The following is a 15,563-nucleotide window of genomic DNA, read 5'->3' as shown; positions in this document are numbered from 1 at the left end:
CCGGGGCCCGCGGCGTCGCCCTCGAGGCGCTGGGCGCACCGGGCCGCGCCGGCCTGGTCGCCGGCTACGCGAACCTGCCCGAGCCGGCCGCGCCGGCGGCGGTCGGCGCCCTGCGCGCGGCGATCGAGGAGACGGATCGGGCTTCGACGGGACCCCGGACGTAGGCGTGCCTAAACCCGGCCGCCGTATACAGTCCATGCCCCCGAACTTCGAGACGAAGAGCCGCATACATGCCTGCACATGACGTCCTCATCCTCGGCGCCGGCCTGGCCGGCCAGCGGGCCGCTCTGGCTGCCGCGGACGCCGGCGCATCGGTCGCGATCATGAGCAAGGTCCACCCGGTCCGCTCGCATTCCGTCGCCGCCGCCGGTGGCATCAACGCCGCCATCAACCCCGCCGACGACTGGCGCTCGCACGCCTACGACACCGTCAAGGGCTCCGACTTCATCGGAGACCAGGACGCGATCGAGGTCATGTGCGAGGAAGCCCCGCACGAGGTCATGCACCTCGAGCACATCGGCGTCACCTTCCACCGCAACGAGACCGGCAACCTGGACCTGCGCGCCTTCGGTGGCGCGTCGATGAAGCGCACCGCCTACGTCGCCGACATCACCGGCCAGGCGATCCTCCACGTGCTCTACGAGCAGCTCATGAAGTACCACGAGCGCGTCGACCGCTACGAGGAGTGGTTCACGACCTCGCTGCTGCAGGACGAGACCGGCGCGGTCACCGGGTGCATCGCCCGCGACATCCGCACCGGCAAGCTCGAGGCCTTCACCGCCAAGAACGTCATCCTGGCGACCGGCGGCGCCGGCCAGGCCTTCAAGCCGACGACCAACGGCCTCATCTGCACCGGCGACGGCATTGCCCAGGCCTACCGCCTCGGCGCGCCGCTCATGGACATGGAGATGGTCCAGTACCACCCGACCTGCCTGGTCGAGAACGGCTTCCTCATCACCGAGGGCGCCCGCGGCGAGGGCGCGCACCTGCTCAACGCCGACGGCGAGCGCTTCATGGAGAAGTACGCGCCCAACAAGATGGAGCTGGCGTCGCGCGACGTCGTCTCCCGCGCCGAGCAGACCGAGATCAACGAGGGCCGCGGCGTCGGGCCCGGCGGCGTCGGCATCTACCTCGACATCACCGTCGTCCCCAAGAAGCGCACGCTCGAGGCGCTGCGTGAGATCGTCAACATCGGCAAGGACTTCGCCGGCGTCGACATCACGCGCGAGCCGATCCTGATCCGCCCCGGCCAGCACTACATCATGGGCGGCATCAAGACCGACATCTGGGGCGCGACGCAGATCGAGGGCCTCTACGCCGCGGGCGAGTGCGCCTGCGTCTCGGTCCACGGCGGCAACCGCCTCGGCGCCAACTCGCTGCTGGACACGCTGATCTTCGGCCGCCGCGCCGGCGAGCACGCCGCCAACCGGGCCAGGGGCATCCCGATGCCCGAGACCGGCGGCCAGGCGCGCATCGACCAGGAGCAGGCGTGGATCGACTCGATCATCGAGCGCCCCCGCACCGGGCGCCGCCTCTCGGAGATCAAGGACGAGCTCGGCACCGAGATGAACCGCAACGTCGCGGTCTTCCGCGAGCAGGCCGGCCTGGAGCACGCGCTCGAGGTCGTCCGCCGGCTCAAGGAGGAGGCCAAGACCGCCTACGTCGACGACAAGGGCAGCGTCTTCAACCAGGACGTGCTCGGAGCGATCGAGCTGGGGTACATGCTCGACTGCGCCGAGTGCACGGTCGTGGGCGCGATCGAGCGCAAGGAGTCGCGCGGTGCGCAGTACCGCATCGACTACCCGGAACGCAACGACGACGAGTGGATGAAGCACATCACCCTCTCGCGCAACGGGAGCGACGAGCCGAGCATCGGCTACGCCCCTGTCACCATCACCCAATGGCAGCCCGAGGAGAGGAAGTACTAGCCATGGCCGCCGAACCCCTCACCCCCGAAGACACCGTCGCCAACCCGGCGCACGCCGACAAGTCCGAGAGCTTCACGCTGCGCATCCGCCGCTTCGATCCCGAGTCGGGCGAAGCGCCGTACTGGGCCGAGCACACCATCGAGCTGGAGCCCCACCGTTCTGTGCTCGAGGGGATCCTGCAGGCCAAGGGCCGCTTCGACGGCTCGATCGGCATCCGCTGCTCCTGCAAGGCCGCGATCTGCGGCTCGTGCGGCGTGCGCGTCAACGGCCAGCCCGGCCTGGCGTGCCACACGCACCTCGACAAGGCGCTGGCCACCTCGCGTGACGGCGTCATCGAGATCGAGCCGATGGGCAACATGCCCGTCATCAAGGACCTCATCGTGGACATGGACGCCGTCCACTGGAAGAAGGTCCAGCGCGTCACGCCGTGGCTCATCAACAAGGAGCCGATCCCCGAGCGCGAGTACATCGTCGACCGCGAGTCGATGGTCGACGTCACGCAGACGATGGCCTGCATCCAGTGCGGCGCCTGTGTCTCGGACTGCCTCGCGATGGAGGTCGACCCGCTGTTCATCGGCCCGGCCGCCCTGGCGAAGGCCTACCGCTTCGTCGGCGACCCGCGCGACGCCGAGCAGCGCGAGCGGCTGATGGACCTGGCCGAGGATCCCCATGGCATCTACGACTGCACGCACTGCTTCAAGTGCATCGAGGCATGCCCCAAGGGCGTCGCCCCGATGAACCAGATCATGCGGCTGCGCCGCCGGGCCGGCAGCGACCACCACATCAAGGACCGCAACAACGGCGAGCGCCACGAGGCGGCCTTCGTCACGCTCGTCAAGAACTACGGATTGCTCTGGGAAGCGGAGCTGCTGCCGCGCTCCTACGGCGGCAACTCGTGGTTCGGCAAGTTCGCGCCGCCGGCCGGCCTGGAGCTGGCCGCCTCGCTGCCGGCCATCACCAAGGCGGTGCTGCGTCGCAAGGTGACGCCGATGGCCGCGCTGAAGCCGCACAAGATCCCGTCGGCGGACCTCAAGCAGGTCCAGGCCATCTACGACGAGATCGAGAGCCGCGACGAGCGGATCGAGTTCAACCTGTACATCTCGGGCACCGACGAGGCCAACGCTGAGAACGTCAGCGAACGCGTCGAAGCCACCGGGGATACGACGTCGGAGGACAACGCGTGATGAAGGTCGCGGGCACAACCGAAGCGCGCATGTCGCGGAAGGACAATCGCTGATGAAGGTTGCGTACTGGCCTGGCTGCGTCAGCCGCGGCTTCACCCCGGAGCTGCACGGCTCGATGGCGCAGGTCGCGCCGCTGCTGGACATCGAGCTCGTCGAGCTCGACCGCGCATGCTGCACCGGCGCCGGCGTCATCGCCGAGCACAACCAGGAGCTGGCCGACACCCTGAACGCCCGCACGTTCGCGCTCGCCCAGCAGGTCGAGGGCGCCGAGCTGATGATGAACATCTGCTCGACGTGCCAGGGCGCGCAGGGCGAGTGCCAGGAGCGCCTCGACGCGTCGACCGAGTACCGCGACGTCATCAACGGCACGCTGGAGAAGCACGGCGGCCTGCAGTACGAGCCGGGCCTGGCCAACAAGAACTTCCTCTGGGTGCTGGTGGAGGAGCTGGGGCTCGACGAGCTGCGCAAGCGCGTCAAGCGCCCGCTGACCGGGCTGAAGGTCGGCCCGTTCTACGGCTGCTACATCGTGCGTCCGACCGATCGCCTCGGCATCGACGACGAGAACCCGCGCGACACGTACCTCGGGCTCGTCATCGAGGCGCTCGGCGGCACCGTGATCGACTACGCCGGCTCGCACAAGTGCTGCGGCTTCCCGATCATCACCATGAACAAGGAGGCGTCGCTGAAGCAGGCCGGGCGCCACCTCGGCGACGCGGCCGACGCCGACGCCGACTGCGTCGTCACGCCGTGCCCGCTGTGCCACCTCAACCTGGACCTGCAGCAGCCGCTGGCCGAGAGCGTCGTCGGCCGCGACCTCGACATGCCGGTCCTGCACCTGCCGCAGCTCGTCGGGCTCGCCCTCGGGCTCAGCCCCAAGGAGATCGGCCTCCAGCGTCACGTCGTCAAGCCCACGTCGGTCATCGACTGGTCGACGTCGGTCATCGCGGGCGTGGGCGCCGGCGACGGCGGCTGGTGAAGCTCCGCAACCTGCTGCGCGGCGCGCCGACGGCGTCCGAGGCCCCGCCTCGGCGCCGCCGGCGCGCCCCGCGCGCCGACGGACCCCGCACGATCATCCCGGCCGACGACGTCGCGGGCGACACCCCGTTCGCGCTGGACGTCGACGCCGCCCGGGAGCGCCTGAAGCGGAGCATCCCGCCCGTCGCCGACGACGAGCAGTAGGCGTAGGCCCGACGAGCAGTAGGCGTAGGCCGGACTAGCGCGGCGCAGTAGCATCGCCGCAGTGACGACGGCGCTGGAGCGCAACAACGTCCAGGTGCGCGGATCGGCCGAGGGGCGCCCGATGCTCTTCGCCCACGGCTTCGGCTGCGACCAGAACATGTGGCGATCGGTCTGGCCGGCGTTCGCCGCCGACCACCGCGTGATCCTGATGGACTACGTCGGCCACGGGCGCTCGGACCACCGCGCCTTCGACCCCGAGCGGTACGCTTCGCTGGACGGCTACGCCGCCGACATCCTGGAGGTCGTGCACGAGCTCGACCTCCGCGAGGCCGTGCTCGTCGGCCACTCGGTCAGCGCGATGATCGGGGCGCTGGCGGTCGCGCGGGAGCCTGAGCGCTTCTCGCGCTTGGTGATGGTCGGCCCGTCGCCGCGCTACATCGACGACGGCGACTACGTCGGCGGCTTCTCGCGGGCCGACGTCGACGAGCTGCTTACCTCGCTGGAGGGCAACTACCTCGGCTGGTCGAGCGCCATGGCGCCCGCGATCATGGGCAACGACGACCGGCCCGAGCTCGGCGAGGAGCTGACCGAGCTGTTCTGCGCGACCGACCCCGAGATCGCCCGGCACTTCGCGCGCGTGACGTTCCTGTCCGACAACCGCGCCGACCTGCCCCGCGTGCCCGTCCGCACGCTCGTCCTGCAGTGCTCGTCGGACATCATCGCCCCCGAGGGCGTCGGCGCCTACGTCCATCGCCACCTTCCCGACAGCGAGCTGGTGCAGCTGGTCGCCACGGGCCACTGCCCGAACCTCAGCGCGCCGGAGGAGACCGCAGAGGCGATCCGCGCGTTCCTCGACTCGTGAGCGGCGACGACGACGAGCTTCCCGAGGACTCGCCCGAGGAGCTCTTCGAGAACGCGCCGTGCGGCTATCTGACCACGCGGCTGGACGGCACGATCGTCAAGGTCAACCGGACGCTGGAGGCGCTGACGGGCTTCGACCGCGCCGAGCTGGTCGGCCAGCGGCGCTTCCAGGACCTCCTGAGCGTCGGCGGGCGGATCTACCACGAGACGCACTACGCGCCGCTGCTGCAGATCCAGGGGCACGTGCGCGAGATCGCGGTCGACCTCGTCCGCGCCGACGGCACGGTGCTCCCGGCGCTCGTCAACTCGGTCCTGCGCCACGACGCGCAGGGAGCGCCGCGCGCGATCCGCACCACCGTCTTCGACGCGACCGACCGGCGCAGCTACGAGCGCGAGCTGATCCGCGCCCGCGACCGCGAGCACGAGATCGCCGCGCAGCTGCAGCGCGGGCTGCTGGCCGGCGAGATCCCGCAGGACCCGGCGCTGGACCTCGGCGTCGAGTACCTGCCCGCCGTCACCGGCCTCGAGGTCGGCGGCGACTGGTACGACGCGTTCGCGCTTGGAGAGCGCGCGATCGCGCTGGTCGTGGGCGACGTCGTGGGCCGCGGCATCGTCGCCGCCACGACGATGGGCCAGCTGCGCAGCGCCGTCCGCGCGCTGGCGGGCACGGGGCTGGAGCCGGGAGCGCTGCTCGAGGCGCTGGACCGCTACGCGCGCCGCCACGCGATCGGGCAGATGACCACGCTGACCTACGCGCGCCTGGACCTCGACAGCGGCGCGCTGACGATCGCCTCCGCCGGCCACCTGCCGCCGGCGCTCGCCGCGCCCGGCGACGCGCCGGAGTTCCTGTGGGGCGGGCGCTCCGCCCCGCTGGACGCGACGCTGGACCCGGAGCCGCGCGCCCAGGCAGGCGTGACGCTGAGGCCGGACAGCATGTTGGTGCTCTTCACCGACGGACTCATCGAGCGCGTCGACCGGCCGCTGCAGATGGGGCTGGACGGGCTGCTGGCGGAGATCGACGCCCGGCGCGACCGGCCCGCCGCCGCGCTCGCGGCGGACCTGACGCGCGCCATGCTCGCCGAGCGGCGCACGAGCGACGACGTCTGCGTCGTCGCGCTGCGCTGGGCGCCGCCGGCCTAGGAGCGCGGGTCGCTAACAGGCCGCGGGTTTCGCCCCCTGGGCGAACACCCGCAAGGGAACCTGGCCCTCTGGGCCAGCGTTCCCCTAGGCCGCGGCGCGCGCGCTCAGCAGGCCGCGCTCGTGCAGCAGCTCGGCGATCTGCACCGTGTTCAGCGCGGCGCCCTTGAGCAGGTTGTCGCCCACGACGAAGAGGTTCAGCGACTTCGGGTCGCCGAGGTCGGCACGGACCCGGCCGACGGCCACCTCGTCGCGCCCGGCCCACTCCAGGGGGGTGGGCACGTCGTCGAGCTCGACGCCCTGGTGGGCGCCCATGACCTCGAGGGCGCGGGCGACGGACGGCTCGCGTTCGAACGTCGCGCGGACCTCGATCGCGTGGCCCACCATGACCGGGACGCGGACGCACGTGGGCGACACCGCGAGCGCCGGGATCCCGAGGATCTTCCGCGACTCGTTCTGGAGCTTCATCTCCTCGTCGGTGTAGCCGTTGCCCGTGTCGGTGCCCAGCAGCGGCACGACGTTGAAGGCCAGCGGCTTGCCGAAGACGGCGGTGTTGGCCACCTTCGCGGCGGCGCTCGCGCCCCGGGTCTGCAGGGCGTAGGGGTCGGCCAGCAGGCCGGGGACCTGCTCGATCAGCTCGTCCATGCCCTTCTGCCCGGCGCCGCCGGCGGCCTGGAAGCTCGTGGCGACCATCGCGGTCAGCCCGTACTCGTCGTGCAGCGCGTGCAGCGGCGGCATGATCGCCATCGTCGTGCAGTTCGGGTTGGCGACGATGCCCTTGTTGATGTGGTCGAGGGCGTCCGGGTTGACCTCCGAGACGACCAGCGGGACGTCGGGGTCCATGCGAAAGGCGCTGGAGTTGTCCACCACGATCGCTCCGTGGGCGGCGAACCGCGGCGCCCACTCCTTCGAGATGGAGCCGCCGGCGCTGAAGATCGCGACGTCGAAGCCGTCCAGGCGCTCGTCGTCGGCGAGGCCCTGGACGACGAGGCCGTCGTCGAGCTGCCGGCCCGCCGAGCGCTCCGAGGCGAACGGCACGATCTCGGCGGCCGGGTACGCGCGATCGCGCAGCAGGCGGCGCATCTCGGTCCCGACGGCGCCCGTGGCGCCGACCACGGCAACGCGGTACAGGGTCATGTGGCGAACTCCCCGAACGGCTGCTCCGGGCGGATCGTGTCCGCGCCCTGCAGGTCGAAGGCGGTGTGGAGCGCCTTGACGGCCGCCTCGACCTTGTCGACCGGCACGACGCAGGAGATGCGGATCGGCGAGGTCGAGATCATCTCGATGTTGATCTCCTGCGCGCCCAGGACGGTGAACACCTTCGCCGCGACGCCCGGGTGCGACTTCATGCCGGCGCCGACGATCGACACCTTGCCCATCGCGTCATCAGTCTCGACCGTGATCCCCAGCTCGCTGGCGATCGGCTGCAGCGCGCGGCGGGCGGCGTCGACGTCGTCGCGCGGGACGGTGAACGACAGCTCGGCCAGCGCGCCCGCGGTCCGCGGCTCGTTCTGGATGATCATGTCGATGTTCACGCCGGCGTCGGCCAGCGCCGTCGTCACGCGGCCGGCGACGCCGGGCGTGTCGGGCAGGCCGATCAGCGTCACGCGCGCCTCGCCACGCGAGTGGGTGACGGCGGTGATGAGGGGGTGCTCCATGTTGTCCTTGTCCTTGGCCTCGTCCTCGGAGACGACGAAGGTGCCGTCGGAGTCGTCGAAGCTCGAGCGGCAGTGGATGCGCACGCCGTGGTTGCGCGCGTACTCGACGCTGCGCAGCTGCAGCACGCCGGCGCCGGAGGCGGCCATCTCGAGCATCTCGTCGAACGACACGACACCGAGCTTGCGCGCGTCGGGCACGATGCGCGGGTCGGCCGAGAAGACACCGGGAACGTCGGTGTAGATCTCGCACTCGTCGGCGCCGATGGCGGCCGCCAGGGCGACGGCGGTCGTGTCCGAGCCGCCGCGGCCGAGCGTCGTGACGTCCTTGGCGGTGCTGACGCCCTGGAAGCCGGCGACCAGGACGATGGAATCCTCGTCCAGGGCGGCCCGGATACGGTCCGCACGAACCTCCAGAATGCGAGCCTTGGTGTGGCTCGTGTCCGTCACGATGCCCGCCTGCGATCCGGTCAGCGAGATCGCCCGATGTCCAAGATCGTTGATCGCCATCGCACACAGCGCACACGACACCCGCTCTCCGGTGGAGAGGAGCATGTCCATCTCCCGCGGATCGGGCTGCGGGGAGATCTCGAACGCGTCGGCGATGAGCCGGTCGGTCTCCTTGCCGCGCGCGCTGAGGACGACGACCACGTGCTGGCCGGCCTCCCGCTTGGCGACGATGCGTTCGGCGGCGCGCTTGAGGCGCGCCGCATCGGCGACGGAGGTTCCTCCGAACTTCATGACGACGGTGCCCGACATGGACGCGCAATGCTAGAGGCTGCGGGCGCAGCGTCATGACCCGGTGGCTGCCCATCGGCCTGGTCGGGGGAGTCGCGGCGGTCGTCGTCGTCCTGGTGCTCGCGCTCGGCGGGGGCGACGGCAGCTCGGCGGTCCCCGAGGGCGGGTCGTCCTTCGGCGCGACGACGACCGGCGGCGGTGGGCAGACGGGGCTCCTCGATGCGCTGGCGCCGGTGCTCGAGCAGGCGCAGGAGGAGGGCACCGCGCCGCGCGCCGCCGGGGCGGGTGCCGCGTCCGCCGCCGCAGCGCCGCCCGCGCCCGCGCCCGAGCCGGCCGCCGGTGGGCTGCCCGCCGGCGCCTCGCGCTCGGCCGCGCGCCTCTTCCTCATCGGCTTCGGCGGGACCGCCGCCGGGCCCGCCGTGCTGCGCCAGGTCGGCGCGCACGAATGGGGCGGCGTGGTGCTGGAGCCGGGCAACGGCAGCTCGCCGCAGCAGGTGGCCGGCCTGGTCGGCCGGCTGCGCGGCGCCGCGCAGCGCGCCCGCCACGTGGTGCCCGTGATCGCGGCCTCGCAGCTGGGCGGCGACTACGACGCGGTCCCGGTCGGCTCGGCGCTGCCGTCGGCCGCGGCCGACGCGGCGGCGGCGCAGCGGGCCGCGCTCGGCGCGGGCAAGGTGCTGCACACGCTCGGGATCCGCCTGGTGCTCGCGCCGGTGGCCGACACCTCGACGCCCGGCGGTCCCTGGGAGGGCCTGGCGTACTCCGACGATCCCGACGACGTGACCGCCATGGCGAGCGCGGCCGTGGCCGGGTGGAAGCGGGGCGGCGTGGCGCCCGCCCCCGGGCACTTCCCCGGCGAGGGGGCGGCGTCGGGCGACCCCGTCGAGGGGCCGGCGACCGTCGGCCTGTCGATGGACGAGCTGCGGGGGCGCGACCTGCGGCCGTTCGCCTCCCTCGCCGCGAGCGCGCCGGCGATCCAGCTCAGCAGCGCGACCTACGTCGCGTTCGACGGCGTCACGCCCGCGACGCTGCTGCCCGAGGTCGTCGCGCAGCTGCGCGACGACTTGAAGTTCGGCGGCGTGATCGTCAGCGGCGACCTCGCGGCGGCGTCGCTGGCGACGGGCCGGCCGGTCGCCGAGCTGGCCGTCGCAGCGGTGAAGGCCGGCTGCGACCTGCTGTGGATCCCGGGCGACGCCGCCGCCCAGGAGGCGGCCTGGCGCGCGGTCGTGCGCGCCCTACGGAGCGGCGACCTGCCGTCCGTGCGCGTGGCCGAGGCGCTGCGGCGGGTCAGCCTCCTGCGCGCCCAATACGGCGTGCGCTGAGCCACGAGGGGTCACACTGGACGGGCGGCATGACGCCCCACCCCCGCCCCACCCCCGACGGCGCGGTCCTCCGCGCCCGCGGGCTCGTGAAGGTCCACGGGTCCGGCCGCGGACAGCGGCGCATCCTCGACCGCGTCGACCTCGACGTGCGCCCCGGCGAGCTGCTGGCCATCGTCGGGCGATCGGGGAGCGGCAAGTCCACGCTGTTGCAGCTGCTCGGCGGGCTGGACCGCGCGGATGCCGGGACGGTGGAGGTCGGCGGCCGGTGGGTCGCGGGACCGCGCGACGGCCGGCCGTCGGAGCGCGAGCTGAGCGCTCTGCGGCGCGAGGAGATCGGCTTCGTCTTCCAGTTCTTCCACCTCCTGCCCGAGCTCGACGGCGAGGCCAACGTCCTGCTGCCCGCGACGCTGCCGGGCGCCGACGGGCGGGCTGCGGCGGCGCGGGGACGCGCGCTGATCGACCAGCTCGGGCTGCGCGACGTCGCGGCGCTGCGGCCCCACCAGCTGTCGGGCGGCGAGCAGCAGCGCTTCGCACTGGCGCGGGCGCTGGTCGGCGACCCGTCGCTCGTGCTCGCCGACGAGCCGATCGGCAACCTCGACGTGGCCGCCGGCGACGTCGTGCTCGACCTGCTGCGGGGGATCGCCGACGGCGGCCGCGCGGTCGTGATGGTCACGCACCAGGCCGAGGCGACCGCGCGAGCGGATCGGGTCCTGCGACTCGAGGGCGGCGCGCTGGTCGTCGACCGGACCTCGGCCCGCGGCGATGACGGGCAGGTGCGCGCGACGGGATGACGTTCGCGCTGCGCACGGCGTGGGCCTCGCTGCGCGGCCGCCCGGGGCGCACGCTGCTGACCGCGACCGGGATCGCCGCCGCGGGGCTCGTGCTCGGCGTCGCGCTGACCGTCGCCTACGCGCTGTCGACGGGCTTCGACCGCGCCGCGCAGCGGGCCGACCTCCCGACGGTCGTCGCGCGCTTCGACTCCGAGGACCTGCCCGACGTGAGCCGTGCCGTCCGGGACCTGCCGAACCTGGCGGCGGCGTCGTACCGCTTCGAGCAGACGCAGGTGCGGCTCGCGGCGCACGGCCATGCGCTCCAGGACGGCGTGGTGCAGGTGGTCCCGGAGGGGCGGCGCGGCTACGCGATCGTCGCCGGACGCGACGTGGGCGCGCGCGACCGCGAGGTGGTGGTCGAGCGCGGCCTGGCGCGGGCCTGGGGCCTCGGCGTCGGCGATCGCCTGCGCGTCGGCCGCCTCGGGCTCCTGCGGATCGTGGGCGTCTCCGTGGCGCCCGACAACGTGGCGTTCCCGCTGGCCAGGACCGCGCGCGTGACCGTCGCCCAGGAGGCGCTGCTGCGCCGCTTCGGCTCCCGGCGCGGCGACCGCTTCCCGGTCAACATGGTGGCCTTGTGGGCGCATGACGAGTCGCGTTCCGACGTCCTGGTCTCCGCCGCCCGGCAGTCGTCGTTCGGGCTGCGTCAGCTGCGCTTCCTGACCCGCAGCGGCGTCGAGGCGCTGGTCGGGCAGGCCGCCGGCATCGTCGTCGCGTTGTTGGTGGCCTTCGGGATCGTCGCCACCGGCCTGGCGGGCGTGCTGCTCGGCGCGGGCGCGCAGTCCGAGGTACAGCGGGCGCTGGACCGGATCGGCCTGCAGCGAGCGCTGGGCGTGACGCCCGGCGCGGTCGTGGCGGTCCACGCGGCACGCGGCGCGCTGGTGGCGGCGCCCGCCGCGGCGCTGGGGCTGGCCGTCGGCGCCGTGGTGGCCCGCAACCCGTCGGAGAGCGTGTTGTCGTCCTTGAACGAGCTGGCCCCGGGCGGCCCGACGATCGCGGCGCTGCTCGGCGCGGTGTGGCTCGCCGCGATCGGCCTCGTGGCCGGCTCCTCCGCCGTGCCCGCCTGGCGCGCCGGGCGGCGCGCCCCCGCGTCGCTGCTGCGCGGCGGCGACGTGGCCGCCCCGCGGGCGCCGGGGCACCGGCGCGTCGCGCGGGGCGGCCTCGCCGGGCTCGGCGTGCGGCTCGTCGCGGCGCGGCGCGTGCGGTTCGCCGCGGTCGTCGCCGTGCTCGGAACGGCGGCGAGCGTCGTGCTGCTGCTGCTCGCGCTCGCCTCGCTGCTGCAGGCGCTGCGCGACGATCCGGCGACGCTCGGCAAGCGGTACCAGCTGACCGCGCAGCTGCCCGACTACGCGGTCGACGCGGTGCAGGCGATCCCCGGCGTGCAGGCCACCGCGCCGCGGTTCTCGCTCGACGCGGTCAGCGCGTCGTCGCTGGGCTCGCCGCTGAAGGTGATCGCCTACCCCGGCGATCACACGCGCTTCGAGGCGCCGCCGCTCGCGGCGGGCCGGCGCGTCCGCGGACCAGGCGAAGCGGAGGTCGGCCTCGGGCTCGCCGACGCGCTCGGGCTGCGGCCGGGATCGACGCTCGTCGTCCAGCCCCGCGCGCCCCGGGAGGCGCGCTTCCGGGTCGTCGGCGTCGTCCGTGCGCTGCAGGACGAGGGTCGCGTCGCCTACGTGCGGCCCGACCGCCTCGACGCGGCCGGCGCCACGCTCACCGGTCCGATGGTGCTGCGCCTGGACCGGGGCGCCGACCGCGCCCGCGTCGCCCGCGGCCTCCGCGACCTCGGCGCCCGGGCCGAGCCCGTCCGCGGGGCGACCGGGGACGACGGCGCGTTCCTCGACGTCCTGGCCGGCCTGCTGCGCGTGGTCGCGCTGACGGTCGCGCTCGTGTGCCTGCACGCCCTGGTCAGCGCGCTGGCGCTGACGGCCCGCGAGCGCCGCGGCGCGGTCGCGACCCTCCGCGCCGCGGGCGCCGACGCCCGCGCGCTGCGCCGGCTCCTCGCGGGCGCCGCGGGCGCCGTGGTGGTGCCCGCGCTGGCGGTCGCCGTGCTCCTCGAGGCGGCGGTCCTCGCGCCGCTCGTGGCGCACCTCGCCGCCGGCTACGCCGACCTGCCGCTGGGCGCGAGCGCCGGCCAGATCGCTCTCGTCGGCGGCGGCCTGCTGATTCTCTCCTGGCTCGCCGCCTGGCTGACCGGCCGCCGCCTCGTCCGCGAGCCGGTCGTGGCCGGGCTCCGGGAGGAGCCATGAGCGGTCGCCGCAACTCCACTCGACGCGAGCTGCTCGCCACGGCGTCCAGCGCCGCAGCGGCGGCGCTTCTGGCCGGCTGCGGCGGCGGGGCGGGCTCCGCGGCGCCCGGCTCGACGCTCCTGCGCACGCTCGTGGACCCCGACGGCGACGGGCTGCTGCACGGCGGTCCCGGCCTGCCGCTGACCGATCGCACCGACCTCGCGCCGCGCGCCGCGCCCGGACGCGTCCTCGCCGCCGTCGCCCAGGTGTCGGACCTCCACGTCCGCGACGCGCAGTCGCCCGGGCGTGTCGCGTTCCTCGACCGGCTCGGCCCGGACCTCGGCGCGGCCTTCCGGTGGCACGAGACCCTCACGGCGCAGGTCGTGGCCGCGACCGTCGAGGCGGTCAACGGCGCGCGACCGCAGGCCGTGCTCCTCACCGGCGACCTCGTCGACTCGGCCCAGCGCAACGAGCTGGCGTGGGCCCTCGCGCTGCTGCGCGGCGGGACCGTCCGCCCCGACTCCGGCCGCCGCGGCTACCAGGGCGTCCAGGCCGCGTCGATCCCCGATCCCCTCTACTACCGGCCCGGCGTCGACGCCCCGCGCCATCCCGAGCTGCTGCACCGCGCCGTCGGACCGGTGCGCAGCCCGGGCCTGCACGCGCCGTTTCACCCCGTGCTGGGCAACCACGACATCTTGGTCGCCGGCGAGATCGCGCCGACCACCGCCACGCGCGCCGCGGCGACCGGCGACCGTCTGCTGGTCACCCCGTCGCCCGACCTCCTGCGCGCGCTGCGCGGCGCACGCCCCACGCGCGCGCAGGTCGACGAGCTGCTGGCCGCCGGCCTCGACGGCGACGCGATCCGCGTCGCGCCCGACCCGGCGCGCACGCAGCTCGACGCCGCCGAGGTCGTCGCCCGCCTGCGCCGCGGCAGCACGGGCCGGCTGGACTACGCCTTCGACGTCGGCGACGCGCTGCGCGTGATCGTCCTCGATCTCGTCCGCCGCGACGCGGGCTCGGGCGGTCTGGTCACCGCCGGGACGCTCGCCGCGCTGCAGCGCGAGCTGGCCGCGGCGGGCGACCGCTACATCTTGGTCGCCGTCCACCAGCCGCTGCACGCCACCGCGGGCGGCGACGCGATCCTCGACGTCCTGGACGCCGACCCGCGCATCGTCGGCGTGCTCGCCGGCCATACCCATCGCAACGCGATCGCCGCGCGCCGCTCGCGCGCAGGCGGTTACTGGCTGATCACCACCGCCTCGATCGTCGACTGGCCGCAGCAGTGGCGGTCGCTGCGTCTGGTCGAGACCCGCGGCGGCGGCGTGGCGCTGGAGACGTGGATGGTCGACCACACCGGCCGCCCCAACGACGAGGGGTCGCTGGCCGGCATCGCCCGCGACCTGTCGTTCCTCGACCCGCAGGGCGGGCGGCCCAACCACGCCGCCGGCCCGCCGTCGACGCGCAACGTACGCCTCCATCTCCCCGCACGCCGGCCGCGTGCACCACGCCGCCCCGGCGTCCCCCGCGCGCTGCCGCCCGAGACCGCCCCGGAGCGCCTCGGCGTGGGCGACACGGTGGCCGCCCGCGCCTAGTAGTGGGTCGCGCGGGGACGCGTGGTCTGTCGGCGACGACGGCGGGAGTGCCGCGGGCGTTGGTCGGTCTCCCGCAGGCGCCGGGGCCTGCCGCCGGCGCTGGGAAGCGGGGGTGGGCCTGTTTGGCGCGGTCGGGCCGCGGCGTTCGGGCCCACCCGCGCCCCCCCGGCGATGGCGGCAGACCCGCGGCGCTCGCGGCACCCGCCGGCCCGGTCGAGATCGGCGAGCATCATGGCGCTCCCGGATCGACGGTGATGACTTGGCCACCGCCGACCTGCTCCTATGCCTCCCGCAGCAACCCGGCCGTCGAACAACTCATCCAGCCGCCCAGCTCCCTCACGCCTCCAGGTCCTCCGGCAGCGGGACCTCCTGCGGCGAGCGCCCCTCGCCGGTCTCCTCCCACGCCGTCCACGCGCGCCCGTCGCGGCCGACGTGCTCGCCCGAGCCGCCCAGCGCCAGCAGCACGAGCGGCACCGCTCCGGCGTTGACCAGCTGGCGCCGCACCGGCGGCCCCACCCGGACCACCCCACCCCGCGCCAGCACGTGGGCGACGCCCTCGACCATCAGCGTCAGCTCGCCCTCCAGCACCACGTAGACCTCCTCCTGGTGGTCGTGGGCGTGGATGCGTCCACGCTGCCGCGGCGCGAGCGTGACAAGGTTCATCCCGAAGCCGGTGACGCCCAGCTCGCGCCTCAGCGGCTGGAACCGCTCCCCGCTGCCGGGATCCATGGTGGTGAACGTGATGTCGGGCTCGGCCATGCCGCCGAGCGTACGCTGCCTAGATGGTTGATTCCGTATCGCGGTCAGTATCCGTAGGCGGCGAGGTGGCGTCCGGGCTGGCCGATCTGCTGGTTGTGCCACAGCGCGGCGGACAGGGCGAGCAGTCGCAGACCGACGCGGGCAGCGACGCCGGGCGTG

At 74.1% G+C, this 15,563-nt stretch carries 13 protein-coding genes; 10 read left to right on the top strand and 3 right to left on the bottom strand.

Annotated elements, in window-relative coordinates:
- The first annotated feature begins 230 nt into the window (after window positions 1–230).
- The 6 genes from VK501_RS19105 to VK501_RS19080 all read left to right on the top strand — a co-directional run bounded on the left by VK501_RS19105 (window position 231) and on the right by VK501_RS19080 (window position 6,292).
- A complete protein-coding gene (locus VK501_RS19105; RefSeq protein ID WP_324340170.1) occupies window positions 231–1,928 on the top strand; it encodes an FAD-binding protein in 1,698 nt (565 codons plus the stop codon).
- Window positions 1,929–1,930: 2 nt separating this feature from the next.
- Complete coding sequence (locus VK501_RS19100) at window positions 1,931–3,112, top strand: succinate dehydrogenase/fumarate reductase iron-sulfur subunit (RefSeq protein WP_324340168.1); 1,182 nt, start codon at window positions 1,931–1,933, stop codon at window positions 3,110–3,112.
- Between the two features lie 52 nt (window positions 3,113–3,164).
- Window positions 3,165–4,088, top strand: coding sequence for a CoB--CoM heterodisulfide reductase iron-sulfur subunit B family protein (locus VK501_RS19095; RefSeq protein ID WP_324340166.1), 924 nt, complete (start codon window positions 3,165–3,167; stop codon window positions 4,086–4,088).
- Window positions 4,085–4,291: a hypothetical protein gene (locus tag VK501_RS19090; RefSeq protein ID WP_324340164.1), complete on the top strand. Its 207-nt coding sequence runs from the start codon at window positions 4,085–4,087 to the stop codon at window positions 4,289–4,291. Before VK501_RS19095 ends, VK501_RS19090 begins: the two co-directional genes overlap by 4 nt.
- Before the next feature lie 121 nt (window positions 4,292–4,412).
- The gene (locus tag VK501_RS19085; protein WP_414641196.1) at window positions 4,413–5,153 is read left to right on the top strand and encodes an alpha/beta fold hydrolase; all 741 of its coding nucleotides are present in this window, start codon (window positions 4,413–4,415) and stop codon (window positions 5,151–5,153) included.
- Window positions 5,150–6,292, top strand: a complete 1,143-nt coding sequence (locus VK501_RS19080) for a PP2C family protein-serine/threonine phosphatase (RefSeq protein ID WP_324340161.1) — start codon at window positions 5,150–5,152, stop codon at window positions 6,290–6,292. Before VK501_RS19085 ends, VK501_RS19080 begins: the two co-directional genes overlap by 4 nt.
- An 84-nt stretch (window positions 6,293–6,376) precedes the next feature.
- On the opposite strand, the gene VK501_RS19075 is transcribed toward VK501_RS19080, so the two are convergent.
- Window positions 6,377–7,420 (bottom strand): aspartate-semialdehyde dehydrogenase, encoded by a 1,044-nt coding sequence (locus tag VK501_RS19075; protein ID WP_349261035.1) that lies wholly within the window; start codon window positions 7,418–7,420, stop codon window positions 6,377–6,379.
- Between the two features lie 2 nt (window positions 7,421–7,422).
- A complete protein-coding gene (locus tag VK501_RS19070; RefSeq protein ID WP_324340157.1) occupies window positions 7,423–8,703 on the bottom strand; it encodes an aspartate kinase in 1,281 nt (426 codons plus the stop codon).
- A 35-nt stretch (window positions 8,704–8,738) separates the two neighbouring features.
- Between VK501_RS19070 and VK501_RS19065 the strand changes: the two genes are divergently transcribed.
- The 4 genes from VK501_RS19065 to VK501_RS19050 are packed head-to-tail and all read left to right on the top strand — an operon-like array spanning window position 8,739 to window position 14,645.
- Window positions 8,739–10,001, top strand: a complete 1,263-nt coding sequence (locus VK501_RS19065) for a glycoside hydrolase family 3 N-terminal domain-containing protein (RefSeq protein ID WP_324340155.1) — start codon at window positions 8,739–8,741, stop codon at window positions 9,999–10,001.
- Between the two features lie 29 nt (window positions 10,002–10,030).
- Window positions 10,031–10,792 carry an ABC transporter ATP-binding protein gene (locus VK501_RS19060; RefSeq protein WP_324340153.1) on the top strand — a complete coding sequence of 254 codons (762 nt, stop codon included), beginning with the start codon at window positions 10,031–10,033 and terminating at the stop codon, window positions 10,790–10,792.
- Window positions 10,789–13,074, top strand: a complete 2,286-nt coding sequence (locus tag VK501_RS19055) for an FtsX-like permease family protein (RefSeq protein WP_324340152.1) — start codon at window positions 10,789–10,791, stop codon at window positions 13,072–13,074. The genes VK501_RS19060 and VK501_RS19055 overlap by 4 nt, the downstream gene beginning before the upstream one ends.
- Window positions 13,071–14,645, top strand: a complete 1,575-nt coding sequence (locus VK501_RS19050; RefSeq protein WP_324340151.1) for a metallophosphoesterase family protein — start codon at window positions 13,071–13,073, stop codon at window positions 14,643–14,645. Before VK501_RS19055 ends, VK501_RS19050 begins: the two co-directional genes overlap by 4 nt.
- Window positions 14,646–14,981: 336 nt before the next feature.
- Here the strand turns inward: VK501_RS19050 and VK501_RS19045 are convergent, their stop codons facing one another.
- Entirely contained in the window at window positions 14,982–15,404 is a 423-nt protein-coding gene (locus tag VK501_RS19045) for a cupin domain-containing protein (protein ID WP_324340149.1), read from the bottom strand.
- Window positions 15,405–15,563: the final 159 nt, after the last annotated feature.

This window comes from Baekduia sp. (genome assembly GCF_035318805.1).
Taxonomy (GTDB): Bacteria; Actinomycetota; Thermoleophilia; order Solirubrobacterales; family Solirubrobacteraceae; genus Baekduia.
Note: the sequence above shows the minus strand (reverse complement) of the source record. Positions and strands in the feature narration are given on the sequence as shown.